At 67.7% G+C, this 16,944-nt stretch carries 18 protein-coding genes and 1 pseudogene; 10 read left to right on the top strand and 9 right to left on the bottom strand.

All coding sequences use genetic code 11. The annotated features are described in order from the left end of the window. Positions 1 to 151 precede the first annotated feature (151 nt). From MVF76_RS10410 to MVF76_RS10400, 3 genes are read left to right on the top strand one after another with little or no spacing between them, the layout of a single operon-like run. Positions 152 to 634 carry a rubrerythrin family protein gene (locus MVF76_RS10410; protein WP_297528834.1) on the top strand — a complete coding sequence of 161 codons (483 nt, stop codon included), beginning with the start codon at positions 152 to 154 and terminating at the stop codon, positions 632 to 634. A 52-nt stretch (positions 635 to 686) separates the two neighbouring features. Beyond that, complete coding sequence (gene rd / locus MVF76_RS10405; protein WP_297528832.1) at positions 687 to 854, top strand: rubredoxin; 168 nt, start codon at positions 687 to 689, stop codon at positions 852 to 854. 10 nt (positions 855 to 864) lie between these two features. After that, entirely contained in the window at positions 865 to 2,010 is a 1,146-nt protein-coding gene (locus MVF76_RS10400; protein WP_297528830.1) for an NAD(P)/FAD-dependent oxidoreductase, read from the top strand. 463 nt (positions 2,011 to 2,473) lie between these two features. Here MVF76_RS10400 and MVF76_RS10395 read toward each other — a convergent pair whose 3' ends face one another. The 5 genes and pseudogenes from MVF76_RS10395 to MVF76_RS10375 all read right to left on the bottom strand — a co-directional run bounded on the left by MVF76_RS10395 (position 2,474) and on the right by MVF76_RS10375 (position 6,190). Continuing rightward, complete coding sequence (locus MVF76_RS10395; RefSeq protein ID WP_297528828.1) at positions 2,474 to 2,770, bottom strand: HigA family addiction module antitoxin; 297 nt, start codon at positions 2,768 to 2,770, stop codon at positions 2,474 to 2,476. Positions 2,771 to 2,783: 13 nt separating this feature from the next. Beyond that, a pseudogene (locus tag MVF76_RS10390) lies at positions 2,784 to 2,903 on the bottom strand (type II toxin-antitoxin system RelE/ParE family toxin); the annotation flags it as partial. 847 nt (positions 2,904 to 3,750) lie between these two features. Next, on the bottom strand, positions 3,751 to 4,689 hold the full coding sequence (locus tag MVF76_RS10385; RefSeq protein ID WP_297528826.1) for a bile acid:sodium symporter family protein: 939 nt from the start codon (positions 4,687 to 4,689) through the stop codon (positions 3,751 to 3,753). A gap of 49 nt (positions 4,690 to 4,738) precedes the next feature. Continuing rightward, positions 4,739 to 5,386 carry an MlaC/ttg2D family ABC transporter substrate-binding protein gene (locus tag MVF76_RS10380; RefSeq protein WP_297528824.1) on the bottom strand — a complete coding sequence of 216 codons (648 nt, stop codon included), beginning with the start codon at positions 5,384 to 5,386 and terminating at the stop codon, positions 4,739 to 4,741. A gap of 249 nt (positions 5,387 to 5,635) precedes the next feature. Beyond that, on the bottom strand, positions 5,636 to 6,190 hold the full coding sequence (locus MVF76_RS10375) for a hypothetical protein (protein WP_297528822.1): 555 nt from the start codon (positions 6,188 to 6,190) through the stop codon (positions 5,636 to 5,638). Between the two features lie 108 nt (positions 6,191 to 6,298). Here MVF76_RS10375 and hemB point away from each other — a divergent pair, with 108 nt between their 5' ends. Both hemB and aroE read left to right on the top strand, forming a co-directional pair. Next, a complete protein-coding gene (hemB, locus tag MVF76_RS10370) occupies positions 6,299 to 7,270 on the top strand; it encodes a porphobilinogen synthase (RefSeq protein WP_297528884.1) in 972 nt (323 codons plus the stop codon). Between the two features lie 10 nt (positions 7,271 to 7,280). After that, positions 7,281 to 8,132, top strand: coding sequence for a shikimate dehydrogenase (gene aroE / locus MVF76_RS10365; protein WP_297528820.1), 852 nt, complete (start codon positions 7,281 to 7,283; stop codon positions 8,130 to 8,132). On the opposite strand, the gene MVF76_RS10360 is transcribed toward aroE, so the two are convergent. The 3 genes from MVF76_RS10360 to gorA all read right to left on the bottom strand — a co-directional run bounded on the left by MVF76_RS10360 (position 8,086) and on the right by gorA (position 10,470). Beyond that, a complete protein-coding gene (locus tag MVF76_RS10360; protein ID WP_297528818.1) occupies positions 8,086 to 8,448 on the bottom strand; it encodes a hypothetical protein in 363 nt (120 codons plus the stop codon). The two genes, aroE and MVF76_RS10360, sit on opposite strands and share 47 nt — an antisense overlap. Before the next feature lie 142 nt (positions 8,449 to 8,590). After that, the gene (locus MVF76_RS10355; RefSeq protein WP_297528816.1) at positions 8,591 to 9,121 is read right to left on the bottom strand and encodes a gamma carbonic anhydrase family protein; all 531 of its coding nucleotides are present in this window, start codon (positions 9,119 to 9,121) and stop codon (positions 8,591 to 8,593) included. Continuing rightward, the gene (gene gorA / locus MVF76_RS10350) at positions 9,118 to 10,470 is read right to left on the bottom strand and encodes a glutathione-disulfide reductase (protein ID WP_297528814.1); all 1,353 of its coding nucleotides are present in this window, start codon (positions 10,468 to 10,470) and stop codon (positions 9,118 to 9,120) included. Before gorA ends, MVF76_RS10355 begins: the two co-directional genes overlap by 4 nt. A gap of 156 nt (positions 10,471 to 10,626) precedes the next feature. Here gorA and prlC point away from each other — a divergent pair, with 156 nt between their 5' ends. From prlC to MVF76_RS10330, 4 genes are read left to right on the top strand one after another with little or no spacing between them, the layout of a single operon-like run. Further along, positions 10,627 to 12,666, top strand: coding sequence for an oligopeptidase A (gene prlC, locus MVF76_RS10345; RefSeq protein WP_297528812.1), 2,040 nt, complete (start codon positions 10,627 to 10,629; stop codon positions 12,664 to 12,666). Between the two features lie 5 nt (positions 12,667 to 12,671). After that, on the top strand, positions 12,672 to 13,073 hold the full coding sequence (locus MVF76_RS10340) for an antitoxin Xre/MbcA/ParS toxin-binding domain-containing protein (protein WP_297528810.1): 402 nt from the start codon (positions 12,672 to 12,674) through the stop codon (positions 13,071 to 13,073). A 13-nt stretch (positions 13,074 to 13,086) separates the two neighbouring features. After that, positions 13,087 to 14,565 carry a 4-hydroxy-3-polyprenylbenzoate decarboxylase gene (gene ubiD / locus MVF76_RS10335; protein ID WP_297528809.1) on the top strand — a complete coding sequence of 493 codons (1,479 nt, stop codon included), beginning with the start codon at positions 13,087 to 13,089 and terminating at the stop codon, positions 14,563 to 14,565. A gap of 27 nt (positions 14,566 to 14,592) precedes the next feature. Next, a complete protein-coding gene (locus MVF76_RS10330; protein WP_297528808.1) occupies positions 14,593 to 14,937 on the top strand; it encodes a PilZ domain-containing protein in 345 nt (114 codons plus the stop codon). On the opposite strand, the gene MVF76_RS10325 is transcribed toward MVF76_RS10330, so the two are convergent. Then, positions 14,915 to 15,814: an SDR family oxidoreductase gene (locus tag MVF76_RS10325; RefSeq protein WP_297528806.1), complete on the bottom strand. Its 900-nt coding sequence runs from the start codon at positions 15,812 to 15,814 to the stop codon at positions 14,915 to 14,917. The genes MVF76_RS10330 and MVF76_RS10325 overlap by 23 nt on opposite strands. Before the next feature lie 70 nt (positions 15,815 to 15,884). On the opposite strand from MVF76_RS10325, the gene MVF76_RS10320 reads away from it, so the two are divergent. Further along, positions 15,885 to 16,916 (top strand): CDP-6-deoxy-delta-3,4-glucoseen reductase, encoded by a 1,032-nt coding sequence (locus tag MVF76_RS10320; protein ID WP_297528804.1) that lies wholly within the window; start codon positions 15,885 to 15,887, stop codon positions 16,914 to 16,916. Positions 16,917 to 16,944 lie beyond the last annotated feature (28 nt).

Below are 16,944 nucleotides of genomic sequence, written 5' to 3'. Positions count from 1 at the left end.
GCACGTTGCGGAAACGGGTGACGGCCATCACGCAGCCCGGGCCCCATGATAGCTACAAGCTATTGGGAAAATCATTAATATTCATTGGATCCATCAACAGGCCGCCCCTATTCTGGACTCCGACAGCACAGACAACCCAAGGAGATCCAGCATGAACGACAACAGCCCGAGATCGGTCACCATCGAGAACATCGAGGCCGCCCTGGCCGGCGAGTCGATGGCCCACATCAAGTACCGCTACTTCGCGCGCATCTGCCGCGCCCATGGCGACGAGGAAACGGCGCGCGTGTTCGAGGAAACCGCCGCCCAGGAGGTCCAGCACGCCTTCGGCCACATGGACCTGCTGTACCCGGCCGACCAGCTCGATCCTGCCCGCTGCCTGGCGCTGGCCATCGCCGGCGAGACCTACGAGTACACCGAGATGTATCCCAGGTTCCGCCACCTGGCCGAGCAGGAACGCAACGAGGCCGCGGTACGCGAGTTCGACGAGCAGATCGCCGAGTCGCGCGAGCACGCCGAGCAGTTCCGCCGCACCCTGGAACTGGCCGCGAAGCGCTTCGCCGCCCTGGCACGGGTCGAGGAACGGCACGCCAACCACTACCGTGCCACACTCGAGGGCCTGAAACAGTCATAATGTCGCGCCAGCGAACATTGAAACAGCGACACGAATCAAGAGGAAAGGACACATGCGCAAATGGCAATGCATCGTCTGCGGCTTCATCTACGACGAGGCCCAGGGCCTGCCCGAGGAAGGCATCGCCCCCGGCACCCGCTGGGAGGACATCCCCGAGGACTGGGTGTGCCCGGACTGTGGCGTCGGCAAGGCCGACTTCGAAATGATCGAAATCGACTGAGGCCGCGTCCATGAGACCCCTGGTCATCGTCGGCACCGGGCTCGCCGGCTACAGCCTCGCCCGCGAATGGCGCAAGCGCGATACGGAACGCCCGCTGATCATGGTCACCCGTGACGACGGCGCCTTCTATTCCAAGCCGATGCTGTCCAATGCCCTGGCCCAGGGCAAGACGCCGGACGCGCTGATCAACGCCACTGCCGGGGAGATGGCCGCGCAGCTCAAGGCGGACATCTGCACCGGCTGCGCGGTCACCGGGCTGGACCCGGACGCGCACCGGCTGGACACCGACCAGGGCCCGATCGGGTACGGCCGGCTGGTGCTGGCGCTCGGGGCCGACCCCATCCGGCTGCCGATCGGGGGCAGCGGGGCGGACGCCATCCTCTCGGTCAACGACCGGCTGGACTATGCGCGCTTCCGCGCCGCGCTCAAACCGGGCGCTCGCGTGGCCATCATCGGTGCCGGCCTCATCGGCTGCGAGTTCGCCAACGACCTGCGCCGCGCCGGCCATCCAGTCAGCGTCATCGACCTCGCGCCGCAGCCCCTCGGGCGACTTGTGCCGCCCGCGGTCGCCAAGGCGATGCGTGAAAGGTTCGCCGAGCTTGGCGTGGACTGGCACCTCGGCACCTCGGTCGGGCGGGTCGATCGCAACGGCGGCGGCCTGCGGCTCACCCTGGCCGACGGCACGGTGCTGGACGCCGATCTGGTGCTGTCCGCGGTGGGACTCCGGCCCCGCATCGCACTGGCGCAGCAGGCCGGGCTCGACACCCACCGCGGCATTCGGATCGACCGCTTCCTGCGCACCTCCCGACCCGACATCCACGCCATCGGCGACTGTGCCGAGGTCGAGGGCCTGGTGCTGCCCTTCGTCATGCCGCTGATGGCGCAGGCCCGCGCCCTCGCCGCCACCCTGGCCGGCGAACCCACACCCGTGCGCTATCCGGCCATGCCCGTGGTGGTCAAGACGCCCGACTTCCCCCTGGTCGTCGCCCCGCCGCCGCGCGACGCCGAGGGCGAATGGACCATCGAAACCGCCGACTGCGGCCTGCGCGCCCTGTTCCGGGACCCTCAGGGGAGAATGCTCGGCTTCGTGCTCACGGACGAATGCGCACATCAGCGCGCGGCGCTGGCGCGTGAGTTGCCGACAGTGCTGGAGTGAGGATGCATGCTCTGGTTTTTGAGGTGTCGGAGCGGGAGTTCCACGTCCCCGAAGAGGCAATCCCTGGCTATTACCGGGATCAACGACCAACACCGGAACAGACGCCATTAGGCCCGGCGTGACTTAACCCGACAGCCAGATAAATCCGAGCCTGCTGTATTGGGAAAAGGCTTGAACAAAGAGCTGAAAACAGTGTTGCAGGGACATGTAGGATGGGCAAAGGCGCGTAGCGACGTGCCCATCATGATTCAGCGGCATTTTGATGGGCCCGGCCCTTCAGGCCTTTGCCCATCCTACGGATTTTTGCAACGATTGGGTTAAGAAATATCCGAAACCCGATCACGATGGTCAAAACGATCACGCTGAACTTCGCGACCAGACCGGCTGGCGTCCATCAGGAGGCGCTGTCAAGGAGAAAAAGGCTGACCAAGGTGTTTCCTCTCTTTGTGCAAGCGAGCTGCCGTCACGCGGCAAAGGGATGAATCCGCTTGTCGATCTCGTCCCCCACGGTCTGCTTCGCGACTCTCAGATCATACTCGGACTGCAGACCCAGCCACAGTTCCGGAGAGACACCGAAATAGCGGCTCAGTCGCAGCGCGGTATCCGCACTGATGCCCCGCTTTCCGTTGACGATCTCGCTCACCCGACCGGGAGAAACGGCAATATCGCGCGCAAGCCGGTTGATGCTGATACCCAGTGGCTCGAGGAAATCCTTGCGCAGGATTTCACCCGGATGGATTGGCTCGAGTTTCTTGCTCATTTCACGAAGCCCTCTAGTGATAGTCCACGATCTCGACATCGAGCGCATCGCCGTCCTTCCAACGGCAACAGATGCGCCACTGGTCATTGATCCGGATGCTGTACCAGCCCTTGCGATCGTCGAACAGGGCTTCCTGTGTCCTGACACCGAAATGACCGTATCATGCGTCATGGCTATTACGCGAAGCGTAATATGTCAAGCGGAACAGCCGGATATCGGATTGGGCACCATGTCTGACTAGCCCGCATATTGCACCAGGGGCTGCGGATGATGGCGGATTTGCAGCCGGGCTCGGGGAGGGCTGGAGCGAAAGCCGTAGCCGTCGCTACGGCTTGAGTGAAGCGCCCCCGAGACCGAGCGAAAATCCACCAGGGCCGCAGCAGGAAGCGGGCGGGCGCAAGTTGTACTCCGGGCCATGGTCAAGAAACTCGGTTCATTGCCTGCCAACACAACAGGTTGCCTGCCGCCCGCTTCCGCCCTGGTGCGATATGCGGGCTAGGTCTCTATCCCGACCACACCCAGTTCCGGACCAAAAAAAACCCCGCGAGGGTATCGCGGGGCAAATCGCTTTTCAGCGTCGGAGGAGTCGATGATGGGCCGGTGATGCATGGCCACTTTGGCATGAGCCCGCAGGGTGAACCGTGGTGTTACCTGTCGGGACCGTGCGGCGCTTCAGGAGTTCCGTACTCGCGGATCTGCACACCACGCCGGCGACTGTCCCATGCGGTTCGAGTTTCTGGGTTCGCCCCGACCGGACTCATGCCAAAATGATCATGCCCGGTCCTTGCCTTCCTTAGCGGCCGGCGTCCTCGATCCTTGAGTGACAAGCTGCCGGCGCCTGATTCAGTCAGATGCAGGCTCCGTGCCATCTCTGCCAACAGGCGATTCATCTGATTGAATTTTCGGGAAACCAGGCTGACGGCGAAGGGCGCGGGTGGCCCCCGCATCCTGCCAGGTGACGGTGCGCTGGCGGGAACCCGTCAGATCGGGGCAGGCACGGCGCGCCGGCGCAGCCAGCCGCTGGCGCCGGCGGCGGTGAGGATGCACCAGACGGCGAACAGGGCGCCGGGCAGGGCGGTCTCGGGGGCAAAGTGCCGGAGCGCGAGCACCACGCCGAGGCCGGCATTCTGCATGCCGATCTCGATGGCCAGCGCGAGACGATGGCGCCGGTCGAAGCCGTACAGGCGCGCCAGCCACCAGCCGGCGGCATAGCCCAGGCCGTTGAGCAGGACCACCGCGATCATGACCGGCGTCCCCATGGCGGCGATGCGCGGCTGGTTCGCGGCCACGGCATAGCTGCAGATGACAATGATGGCCACCGCGGCCACCGCGGGCGCCAGCTCGCGGGCGAAGGCCAGGCCCCTGCCCAGCATGCGCCGCAGCAGCATGCCGCCGCCCAGCGGCACCACCACGGTGAGCAGGATGGTGCGCATCAGCGGCCAGACCGCCACCGGCAGGAACACGCCCCCCAACAACTTCACCAGCAGCGGGGTGAGGAAGGGCGAAAGAAAGGTGGATACGGTGGTCAGCGCAATGGAGTAGGCCACGGCACCGCCGGCGAGATAGACGATGACGTTGCTGGCCATGGCGCCGGGCGCTGCGGCGACGATGATGAAGCCGAGGGCGACCGCCTCCGGCAGCGGCAGCAGCATGGCCACGGCGAAACCGAACAGGGGCATGACGCTGTACTGGGTGAGCACGCCCAGGCCGATGCGCCCCGGCTCGCGCACGGTGGCCGCCAGCTCGCGCGGTTCCAGCACCACGCCGAGGGCGAACATGGTGGCGGCAAAGAACCACTGGAAGCTGGCCTTGAAGCCGAGGAACAGCGGCGGGTGCAGATAGGCGGCGACGGCGCCGATCAGGGTCAGGGGTGCCAGCCCGTTGGCCAGCGCCCGCAGCAGGGTGACCAGGATTTTCATCGCCGGCAAGCATATCAGAGGAATGGTTGCCGGCGACCCTGGCGCCGGGTCAGCCGCCGTTCATGACCTGCCGGTTCTGCGCGGCGAGGGATTCGATCAGGCCTGCGACACCATGGCGGCGGATCTCGGCGGTGAAGCTGGCGCGATAGTTGGCGACCAGGCTGATGCCGTCGATGCTGACATCGTAGGCCTTCCAGTCGCCGTCGCGCCGATGCAGGCTGTAGTTGACCGGGATCGCGGGGCCGGCGGGCTGTGCGATCTCGGTGCGCACCACCACCGTGTCGCCGCTGTCATTGCCGGCGACAGGCAGGATGCGCACCCGCTGGCCGGAGTAGCCGGCGAGCGCACTGGCATAGGTCCGCACCAGCAGGGCGCGGAACTCGCGGGTGAAGCGGGCGCGCTCGTCCTCGCTGGCACGGCGCCAGTGCTTGCCGAGCACCCACTGCGACATGCGCCCGAAGTCCATGTGGGTGAGCAGGACCCGGTCGACCAGCTCGTACAGCCGCGCGGGCTCGGCCTCGAACGCCGCCTTGTCGGCGCGCAGCCGGTCCAGTACCGCCTCCGAGGCCTGGCGAACGACCTCCTGCGGCGCCACCGCGGCGCGCAGTGCGCCGGCCATGCCGGCCAGCAGCAGGAACAGGCAGCCGGCGAGCAACCAGCGGGGGAAGGGTTCGATGCGAGCGGTGCGGGTCTTCATGCGGCCACCTCCTGCAATTCACCGGATGTTTCCAGCGCTAGCGGCCGGCGCTGTGCGGCGCTTTAGCTGGGGCGCAGCACAAGCTTGGGCATCGGCGGATCTTGCTCGGGGCTGTCACATGAACGCAGAGACACGGAGGCGCGGAGATCACAGAGTCTTGGCAATGTTCTGCTCTGCGCCCTCGGCGGACGCCGTGTTCCAAACGCGGGCATCAACGCCACCCGGATTCCGGCCCTGCGGGCCGACCACTCAGCCCAGGGTGTCGCCGGGATCGCCACCCGGCCGCGGTCGGCCGCGCAGGCGGGCGATCACGCTGGCCTCGGCGAGCAGCGAGGGCAGGTCGCGGGCCGGTCCGGGTGCACTCACCGCCAGCAGGATGGCGAGCTGCTCATGACGATGCAGGACCCGGAAGTAATCGGCCGGCGCAAGCAGGGGCGCGGCGCGGTGAAAACCGGCCTCGAGGCGGGGCAGGGCAGCAGGGTCGCCGCGGGCGGCCAGCAGTTGCCCCGGCACCAGCAGGCTCAGGGCCTGTGCCGCGGGATCTTCGGCGCTGGCCGCCAGACTGGCCTCGTGCATGGCCGGATCGGCGCCCAGCCAGTAGCCGGCGATGGCCTCGACCAGCCGGGTACCGAAGTCCGCCTGCCCGCCGCGCAGTCGGGCGCGGGCGCGATCGAGCAGTTCGCGGGTGGCGTCGAAGCCGAGGGGATCGGCGTACCAGGCCGCCAGCGGCAGACGGCTCGCGCCGCACAGGGCGGCGAGGGCGTCGGGCGTCAGGCGGTCTTCGGGCGTGGGCGTGCGGGTCACCCGCGTAGCCTAGCACGCCGATGAGCGGGTAAACTCGGGGTTCAGACTTCAGGGAGCAAGGCTGTGTCCGGATTCGATACCTCACGCGGCGGCTTTCCGCGGGTGCGCATGCGGCGCATGCGCCGCGACGACTTCTCTCGCAGGCTGATGCGCGAGCATCGGCTGACGGCCGACGATCTCATCTATCCCGTGTTCGTGCTCGAGGGCGAAGGCCAGCGCGAGGGGGTTGCCTCGATGCCCGGCGTGGAACGGTTGTCCATCGACCTGCTGGTGGAACTGGCCGGGGAACTGGTCGAACTGGGCATTCCCGCGGTGGCCCTGTTCCCGGTCACGCCCGCCGAGTGCAAGAGCGACGATGCCCGTGAGGCCTGGAACCCCGAGGGGCTGGCGCAGCGGGCGGTGCGCGCGCTCAAGGCGGCGCAGCCCGAGCTGGGCGTGATCACCGATGTTGCACTGGACCCCTTCACCACCCACGGCCAGGACGGGCTGGTCAATGCCGAGGGCTATGTGCTCAACGACGAGACGGTCGAGGTGCTGGTGCGCCAGGCCCTGTCCCACGCCCAGGCCGGGGCCGACGTGGTCGCCCCCTCGGACATGATGGACGGCCGCATCGGCGCCATCCGCGACGCGCTGGAACAGGCCGGCCATCTCAACACCCGCATCCTCGCCTACTCGGCCAAGTACGCGTCCAGTTTCTACGGGCCCTTCCGCGACGCGGTCGGCTCCGCGGCCAATCTGGGCGCCGGCAACAAGTACAGTTACCAGATGGACCCAGCCAACAGCGACGAGGCGCTGTGGGAGGTCGCGCTGGACCTGGACGAGGGCGCGGACATGGTCATGGTCAAACCGGGCATGCCCTATCTGGACCTGGTGCGCCGGGTGAAGGATGCCTTTGGCGCACCCACCTTCGTCTATCAGGTGAGCGGCGAGTACGCCATGCTCAAGGCCGCTGCGCAGAACGGCTGGCTGGACGAGCGCGCCGTGGTGATGGAATCCCTGCTCGGCTTCAAGCGCGCCGGCGCCGACGGCATCCTCACCTATTTCGCGCGACAGGCCGCGCGCTGGCTGCGCGAGGGCTGAGACACCCGCCATGAATGCCGCCATCGACCGCTATGCGGTGATGGGCAACCCCATCGCCCACAGCCTCTCGCCCGAGATCCATCGCCTGTTCGCCGAGCAGACCGGGCAGCGGCTGGTCTACGAGGCCATCCTGGTCGAGCCCGGGCATTTCCCCGAGGCGGTCGCCGCCTTCCGTGCGGCCGGGGGCAAGGGACTCAATGTCACCGTGCCCTTCAAGCAGGAGGCCTTCGCGCTGGCCGCGGAAAGAACGCCGCGGGCCGAACGCGCGCAGGCGGCGAACACCCTGTACTGGAACAAGGCGAACGCGTTGTGCGCCGACAACACCGACGGCGTCGGTCTGCTGCGTGACCTGAAGAAGAATCTGGCCCTCGATCTCGGCGGCCGGCGGCTGTTGCTGCTCGGCGCGGGTGGGGCCGCCCGCGGGGTGCTGGCGCCGCTGCTGGCGGAAGGGCCGGCGGAACTGGTGATCGCCAACCGCACCCCGGAAAGGGCCACGGGGCTGGCGGCCGATTTCGCCGATCTGGGCGAGGTCACCGGCTGCGGCTTTGATGCCGTGCCCGCAGGTCACTGGGACCTGGTGATCAACGCCACGGCGGCGGGCCTGGCCGGGGAGGTGCCGCCGGTTGACCCCGCCGGCATCGATCGCGACACCCTGTGCTACGACATGATGTACGGGCGGGAACCGACCGCCTTCGTGCGCTGGGCCGCAGCGCAGGGCGCGGGGCGTGCGGTGGACGGACTCGGAATGCTGGTGGAGCAGGCGGCCGAGGCCTTCGCCATCTGGCGGGGCGTGCGGCCGGACACGGCCCCGGTGATCAGGCGGCTGCGGACGCCGGACGCTCCGGCTGGCGACGATCGCTGACACGCCGCTCGGCGTGCGGCCAGGGCCGCTCGCGCCAGTCGGGCGCGCGCCGGTCGTTGTTGGCGACACGGCGACTGAATTCGCGGATGAAGATCGGGTGGCCGTCCAGCGCCACCCGACCGCTGCGCGCCATCAGCTTGCGGGCCTCGGATTCGGAGGCGGTCTGGTAGAGGGCATAGCGGATCATGGCGCCGTCGACCGCGCGCTTCTTGATGATGCGCAGCCGGCTGCGGCCGGCGGACTCGGGCAGGTGCAGCAACCGGATCAGGGCCGGGACGCTGGCACTCATGGGAAGATTGCCGAAGAAGAGGGTCATGGCGGTTTCCTCGCTCGGGGGCACCTGTTCCCTTCGACCCCTTTGCGATGCGGGAGTTTCGCGGCAGTCTCTCTCCGCGAGCCTTGCCCAATAGTCTATGTCAAACGGCACCCATGCGCCATGAAACCGGCGTCACGGGGCGTCAGTTTCCCGCGTGCCGTCGTGCCAGCCTCACATAGTGTGCGGCCGAATATTCCAGGTAGGCCTTTTCCTGCTCGGTGAGCGGCCGCGCCCGTCGGGCCGGCTGTCCCAGCCAGAGGTAACCGCCTTCCAGCTCCTTGCCGGGTGACACCAGGCTGCCCGCCCCGACCATGGCCCCGCTGCGCACGATGGCGCCGTCGAGGATGATGGAGCCCATGCCAATCAGGCATTTGTCTTCGATGGTGCAGGCGTGCAGGGTGACCTGGTGGCCGACGGTCACGTCGTCGCCGACCACCAGCGGATGGCCGCCGGGGGCGTATTCGCTGTCATGGGTGACATGAAGAATGGAGCCGTCCTGAATATTGGTGCGCGCCCCAATTCTAATGTAATGGATGTCGCCGCGCGCGACCACACCCGGCCACAGCGAGCTGTCGGCCCCGATCTCGACATCGCCGATCACCAGCGCCATGGGGTCGATCCAGGCGCTCGCGGCGATGCGCGGGCTGTGGCCCTCGAAGTCGCGGATGCTCATCGCATGGTCACCAGTTCCTCGGCGCTGGTCGGGTGCAGCGCCACCGTGTCGTCCAGATCGCGCTTGGTCGCGCCCATGCGCAGGGCCACGGCGAAGCCCTGCAGCATTTCATCGGCGCCGAGACCGATGATGTGGCAGCCGACCACCCGCTCCTGCGCGCCCACCGTGACCAGCTTCATGGCGGTCTGCCGCTTGTGCTCGGTGAGGGCATGGTACATGGCCGTGAACTGCGTAGTGTAGACCTTGACCGCCTCGCCGTGGCGCTCGCGGGCCTCCGCCTCGGTCAGTCCCACGGTACCGATCGGGGGATGGCTGAACACCACCGAGGGCACCATGTCGTAGGACAGGCGACGTTCGCTCATGCCGCCGAACAGGCGGTCGGCCAGCCGCCGCGCCGCGGCAATGGCCACCGGGGTGAGCGCGATCTTGCCGTTGACGTCGCCCACGGCGTAGATGCCCGGAACGTTGGTGTTCTCCCACTCGTCGGTGGGAATGAAGCCGGCGGCGTCGGTCTCTACGCCGGCGGCCGCCAGGTTCAGGTCGGCGGTGAGCGGCTCGCGGCCGATGGCCCAGATGAGCTGGTCGAAGCCCTCGAGCTTCTGGCCGTTGTCGCACTCGATGCACAGGGCGCCGTCGTCCATGCGGGTGACGGCCTCGACCTGGGTGCCGGAGAGAATGCCGATGCCGTCGTTGAGCATTTCCTCCATCAGGCACTCCCGCAGCATGGCGTCGAAGCTGCGCAGCAGGTGTTCCCGCCGCAACAGCATGGTCACATCCGCACCCAGGGCATTGAGCACCCCCGCCAGCTCCACGGCAATGTAGCCGGAGCCAACCACCGCCACCCGGCGCGGCAGCGCCTCGAGCTCGAAGAAGCCGTCGGAGGTGATGCCCAGCTCCGCACCCGGCACATCGGGTACGGAGGGCTGGCCGCCCACCGCGATGCAGATGTGCTCCGCGCTGTAGTGCTGCCCGTTCACTTCCAGGGTACGGGCATCGACGAAGCGCGCCGCGCCGGGGATTTCGTCGATGTTCGAGTCCGCCAGATAGGTGTGATACCAGTCGTTGATGCCCTTCACGTAACCGTCGCGAGCGGCCTTCAGCCGCGCCCAGTCGAAGCGGCGCAGCTCGATATCGAAGCCATAGCCGGCTGCATCGCTGCAGGCGTGGGCCAGGTTCGCCGCGAACCACATCACCTTCTTGGGCACGCAGCCGACGTTGACGCAGGTGCCCCCCAGCGGTCCACGCTCGATGACGGCGGTGCGCGCCCCGTAGCGGGCGGCGCGCTCGGCCACCGAGAGGCCGCCGCTGCCACCGCCGATGGCGATCAGATCGTAGTGTCGGGTTTCCATGCGCCGGGAGCATACCGGAGGGACGGGGGAGAATACAGGGACAGGGCCAGGAGCCGGAAGTCAAACCCGTAAGCGCAACCCGGAAGCGTCACCCCTCACCCCTCACCCCCCAAACCCTTATAATCCCTCCATCGCCAACACAGGTTCACACCCGCGATGAGCAACCCCCTGCTGGAACTCAAGGGCCTGCCGCCCTTTTCGAAGATCCGCCCCGAACACGTCGAGCCGGCCATCGACACCCTGCTCGCCGAGTGCCGGCGCACGGTGGCGAGTCTGCTGGAATCCGACGGCCCCTGGCGCTGGGACAACCTGGTGCAACCGATCGAGGACGTCGAGGATCGGCTCAGCCGCGCCTGGTCGCCGGTCAGCCACATGAACTCGGTGGTCAACAGCGAGCCGCTGCGCGAGGCCTACAACGCCTGCCTGCCCAAACTGTCCGAGTACGGCACCGAGATGGGCCAGAACGAGGCCCTGTACCAGGCCTTCCGCGCCCTGCGCGAGTCGCCCGACTTCGAGGCGCTGGATCAGGCGCAGCGGCGCATCATCGACAACGAGCTGCGCGACTTCCGGCTGTCGGGCGTGGCACTGCCGCCCGAGCAGCGCGAGCGCTACAAGCAGATCATGCTGGAGCTCTCCTCGCTGACGTCGAAGTTCGAGGAGAACCTGCTCGACGCCACCAATGCCTGGCAGCGGCTGGTCACGGACGAGTCCGAGCTGGCCGGGCTGCCGGAAAGCGCGGTTCAGTTGGCACGGCAGACCGCGGAGCGCGAGGGGCTCGAGGGCTGGCTGTTCAACCTGGAGTTCCCCTCCTACTACCCGGTGCTCACTTATGCCGACAACCGTGCCCTGCGCGAGGAACTCTATACCGCCTATGTGACCCGCGCCTCCGACGAGGGGCCGAATGCAGGCAAGTGGGACAATGGCCCCGTCATGGAACGCATCCTCGCCCTGCGCCACGAGGCCGCGCAACTGCTGGGCTTCCGCAACTACGCCGAACGCTCGCTGGCGACCAAGATGGCGCAGTCGTCGGAGCAGGTGCTGCAGTTCCTGAATGATCTCGCCGAGCGTTCGCTGCCGCGGGCACGCGCCGAGCTGGACGAGGTGCGCGCCTTCGCCGCCGAGCACTACGGCGTGACCGAACTCGAGGCCTGGGACATTCCCTACTACTCGGAGAAGCTGCGCCAGCACACCTATGCCATCTCCCAGGATGCACTCAAGCCCTGGTTCCCGGAGACGCGCGTGGTGCCCGGCATGTTCGCGGTGGTCGAGCGCCTCTACGGCCTGCAGATCAGCCCGGTGGATGGTGTGGATGTCTGGCACCCCGACGTGCGCTTCTACGAGATCCGTGACGCCGACGGCAAGCTGCGCGGCCAGTTCTATCTGGATCTCTATGCGCGGCCGCACAAGCGCGGCGGCGCCTGGATGGACGAATGCATCTCGCGACGCGTCACCCGCGAGGGACTGCAGACGCCGGTCGCCTATCTCACCTGCAACTTCTCGCCGCCCATCGGTGACCGGCCCGCGCTGTTCACCCACGAAGAGGTCATCACCCTGTTCCACGAGTTCGGCCACGGCCTGCACCACATGCTCACCCGGGTCGACTATGCCGGCGTCTCCGGCATCAGTGGCGTGGCCTGGGATGCGGTGGAACTGCCCAGCCAGTTCATGGAGAACTGGTGCTGGGAGCGCGAGGCCCTGGACCTCATCTCCGGCCACGTGGATACCGGCGAACCGCTGCCGCAGGAACTGTTCGAGCGCATGATCGCTGCGCGCAACTTCCAGTCCGCCATGCAGATGGTGCGCCAGCTCGAGTTTGCGCTGTTCGACTTCCGTCTGCATCTGGAATACGACCCCGACAGGGGGGCGCGCATCTACGAGATCCTCGACGAGGTGCGCCGGCAGGTGGCGGTGGTGCGGCCGCCCTCGTTCAACCGCTTTCCGCACAGCTTTTCTCACATCTTCGCCGGCGGCTACGCGGCAGGCTACTACAGCTACAAGTGGGCCGAGGTGCTGTCGGCGGATGCCTTCGCCGCGTTCGAGGAGGCGGGCATCTTCGACCGCGAGACCGGCATGCGCTTCCTCACCCGCATCCTGGAGCAGGGCGGTTCGCGCGACCCCATGGAGCTGTTCATCGACTTCCGCGGGCGCGAGCCCACCATCGACGCCCTGCTGCGCCACACCGGCCTGGCCGCCTGAGGGAAATGGCCGAGATTCGCGACATCGCCGATGCCCAGTCGCATCGCGAGCTGTGCCGCACCCTGCTGGAAATACTTTCCGGCTGGGGGCTGACAGCGGAGGAGCAACGACGCCTGCTGGGCCTGCCGCCGATGTCGGCACGCGAATGGCGCAAGCTGGCCGCGGGTCATGCCAGCCTGCCCGATGATCCGGACACGCTGCTGCGTATTCATCATCTGCTGTCGATCTACCGCGCCCTGCGCTCGCTGTTCCCGCACAGCAGCCAGTCGGCGGATCTCTATGTCACCACGCCATTGCCGGCGCTGGGTGGCCGCAGCCCGCTGGACATCATGCTCGACGATGACGAGCGCGGCATGAAGAACCTGCTGCAGCACCTGGAAGGCCGGTCGCCGCTGGATTTCGACTGAACCGGGAGAGCCGATGCAATACCGCGACCTGCGTGACTTCCTTCGCCAGCTCGAGCAGCGCGGCCAGCTGCTGCGGGTGCGGCATCCGGTCGACCCCTACCTCGAGGTCACGGAGATCTGCGATCGCACCCTGCGCACCGGCGGCCCCGCGCTGCTGTTCGAGAACCCGAAGGGCTCGGCGGTGCCGCTGCTCGGCAACCTGTTCGGCACGCCGGAAAGGGTGGCGCTGGGCATGGGCGCGGACAGCACCGACGCCCTGCGCGACATCGGCCGGCTGCTGGCCACGCTCAAGGAACCGGAGCCGCCCAAGGGCATGAAGGATGCCTGGCAGAAGCTGCCCCTGTTCAGGAAGGTGCTGGACATGGCACCGAAGACGGTGCGCAGTGCGCCCTGCCAGGAAGTCGTGCTGGAAGGCGCCGACGTCGACCTCGGCCGCTTTCCCATCCAGACCTGCTGGCCGGGGGATGCCGGACCGCTCATCACCTGGGCGCTGGTAGTGACGCGGGGGCCCGACAAGCCACGGCAGAACCTGGGCATCTACCGCCAGCAGGTGATTGCCCCCAACCGGACCATCATGCGCTGGCTGGCGCATCGCGGCGGCGCGCTCGACTACCGGGACTGGCAGGCGAAACACCCGGGCGAACCCTTCCCGGTGGCGGTCGCGCTGGGCGCCGATCCGGCCACCATCCTCGGCGCGGTGACGCCGGTGCCCGACACCCTGTCCGAATATGCCTTCGCCGGCCTGCTGCGCGGCGCGCGCACCGAGCTGGTGAAATGCGGCATCCACGACCTGCAGGTGCCGGCCAGCGCCGAGATCGTGCTGGAGGGTTTCCTGCATCCGGGCGACGAGGCCGACGAGGGGCCGTTCGGCGACCACACCGGCTACTACAACGAGGTGGAACGCTTCCCGGTATTTACCATCGAGCGCATCACCCATCGCCGCGAGCCTATCTATCACAGCACCTACACCGGGCGCCCGCCCGACGAACCGGCCATTCTCGGCGTGGCGCTGAACGAGGTCTTCGTGCCCATCCTGCAGAAGCAGTTTCCGGAGATCACCGACTTCTACCTGCCGCCGGAGGGCTGTTCCTATCGCATGGCCATCGTCAGCATGAAGAAGCAGTATCCCGGACATGCCAAGCGGGTGATGTTCGGCGTCTGGTCCTTCCTGCGCCAGTTCATGTATACCAAGTTCGTCATCGTCACCGACGACGACATCGACATCCGCGACTGGAAGGACGTCATCTGGGCCATGACCACGCGCATGGATCCGGTGCGCGACACCACGCTGGTGGACAACACCCCCATCGACTACCTGGACTTTGCCTCGCCGGTCTCCGGCCTGGGCGGCAAGATCGGTTTCGATGCCACCCACAAGATGAAGGGCGAAACCGATCGCGAATGGGGGCGACCCATCCGCATGTCCGAGGACGTCAGGCGGCGGATCGATGCCCTGTGGCCCGAGCTGTTCGGGTCCGGCGACAGCGATTGATCACTGACCACGGAGGACAGGGGGGCCATGAACCAAGGACACGAAGAAGAACGCCGCGGCGGTTCGCGGCTCACGATCAACAAGGCCATGCAGGTGGTGCTGCCCTCGGGCGAGCGCCTGAGCGGAGAGTCCCTGGATGTGGGCCCCGGCGGGGTGCTGGTGCGCTTCCGCGCGTTGCCCGGGGATGTCCGCGAAAACCAGTCGGTCAAGCTGCACCTGGTGTTGCATGACGGGGACATCTCGCCGGGCTACGACTGCACCGTCATCCGGTGTACCGACAACAGCCTGGCACTGCAACTGGATCTGAAGCAGGCCGCCGACTTCGGCCGGCAATTGGGGCAGGGGATCTTTACCCGCAAGCAGGCGGATTGATCCGGCTCCTTTCCGCGCGACACTGCGCCAGCCCCGCATCCAGGTCGGGATAACGCAGTACCACGCCCAGTTCCTCGCGCAGCCTGCGGTTATCGAGGCGCTTGGACTCATCCATGAAGGCGCGCATGCCGGCGCTGAGCTTCTCCGCGGCCTCGGTACGGCTGACGGTCGGCGGGCGAGGCAGCCCGAATGCATCGGCGATGTGATTGAAGTAGTCGGTCATGTTCGAGGGATGGCCATCCGAGACGTTATAGGCCGCGCCCGGCTCGCCGCGCGCCATGGCGGCGCGCAGCGCCTGTACCAGGTCATCGACATGGATGCGGTTGGTGAAGGGCGATTCGGCCGCGTCCAGCAGCGGCAGACCCTTGCGCAGCCGCTCCAGCGGCAGCTTGTCCGGCCCGTAGATGCCGGGTACACGCAGGATGACCACCGGCACCCCGCTGCGCGCCGACCACTCGCGCAGGCTGCGTTCGGCCGCCGCCCGGCGCCGGCCACGCGGCGTGCCGGGGCGGATCGGGGCAGACTCGTCGATCCAGCGCCCCTCGCAGTCGCCGTAGACGCCACTGGTGCTGATGTAGACGATCCGACGCGGCAGTCGCCCCTCGAGCGCGGCCAGCAGGGCCTCGGTGCGCGGGTCGGTATCGCCCTCGGCCGGCGGCGGCGCCAGGTGATACAGTTCCGCGCCCGCGCTCGGCAGGCCGGTCAGGGTTTCGGGCCGGTCGAGATCGGCCCGCAGCGCCTCGGCGCCGGTGGCACGCACCCGCGCGGCCCCGGCCTCGCTGCGCACCATCCCCGTCACCGGCACGCCCTCGGCGACCCGTTCGCGGGCCAGCCGACAACCGACATGGCCGCAGCCCACGATTAGCACAGATTCCATCGGTTTATCTCCCCGCAACGATGGGCGACAATTCTACGCCCCACACGGCATCCCCGCAGGCACAGCCTCCATGAGCTTTCGCGTCCGGCTGCATGGCAGCGACATCGGCTTCCCCATTGCGCCGGATCAGACCGTCCTGGATGCCGCGCTGGCCGCGGGCGTGCCGCTGGCCCACAACTGCCGCGGCGGCAACTGCGGCGCCTGTCTGGCACGTATTCATGCCGGCGAGGTCAGTTACCCCGATGGCAGCCCCAATGCCCTGCTCGGCGAGCCAGCCGATCGCGCCGTGCTCTGCCAGGCGCACGCCTGCAGCGATCTGGTGATCGAGGCGCGATTGCCGGCAACGGGATCCGACATTCAGGTAAAGAATCTCCCGGCTCGCGTTGTTGGCCTCGAACGGCTGTGTCATGACGTGATCCGGCTGCAGCTCCGGCTGCCGGCCAGCGAGCGGCTGGACTACCGCGCCGGCCAGTACATCGAGATCCTGCTGCGCGACGGCCGCCGGCGCGCCTTCTCCATCGCCAACGCCCCGCGCGACGATGCGCTGCTCGAACTGCATATCCGGCTGATACCCGGCGGCAGTTTCACCGAGCATGTGTTCAACGAGATGCAGCCCAAGGCCATGGTCCGGCTCGAGGGGCCGTTCGGGCATTTCCACCTGCGCGAGGCGGGCGACCGTCCGATCATCCTCATGGGCGGCGGCACCGGCTTCGCCCCGCTCAAGGGCATGATCGAGCATGCCATCGCCACGGGACTGACCCGGCCGATGCATCTGTTCTGGGGGGCGCGCGCGAGGCGCGATCTCTACCAGCACGAACTGGTGCGCGAGTGGGCTGCGCGCCATGACTGGCTGCACTACACGCCGGTGCTCTCCGACCCCCGCGAGCAGGACGCATGGGAAGGCGAGACCGGTCTGGTCACCGGCGCTGTGCTGGTGCGCTACCCGGACCTCGCCGCCTTCGATCTCTACATGAGCGGGCCGCCGGCCATGATCGCCGCGGCCCGGCCTGCATTTCTCGCCCACGGCCTGCCGGAAGAGCGGATGTTCTCGGATGCCTTCGAGTTCGCGGCCGACAGCCGGCCGGCGGCCGGCGGGGATTGAGCGGACGGGTTCCGGAAGGCGCTGCCGC

It is taken from the genome of Thiohalobacter sp. (assembly GCF_027000115.1).
Lineage (GTDB): Bacteria > Pseudomonadota > Gammaproteobacteria > Thiohalobacterales > Thiohalobacteraceae > JALTON01.
This window is presented reverse-complemented; position numbering and strand designations above follow the sequence as displayed.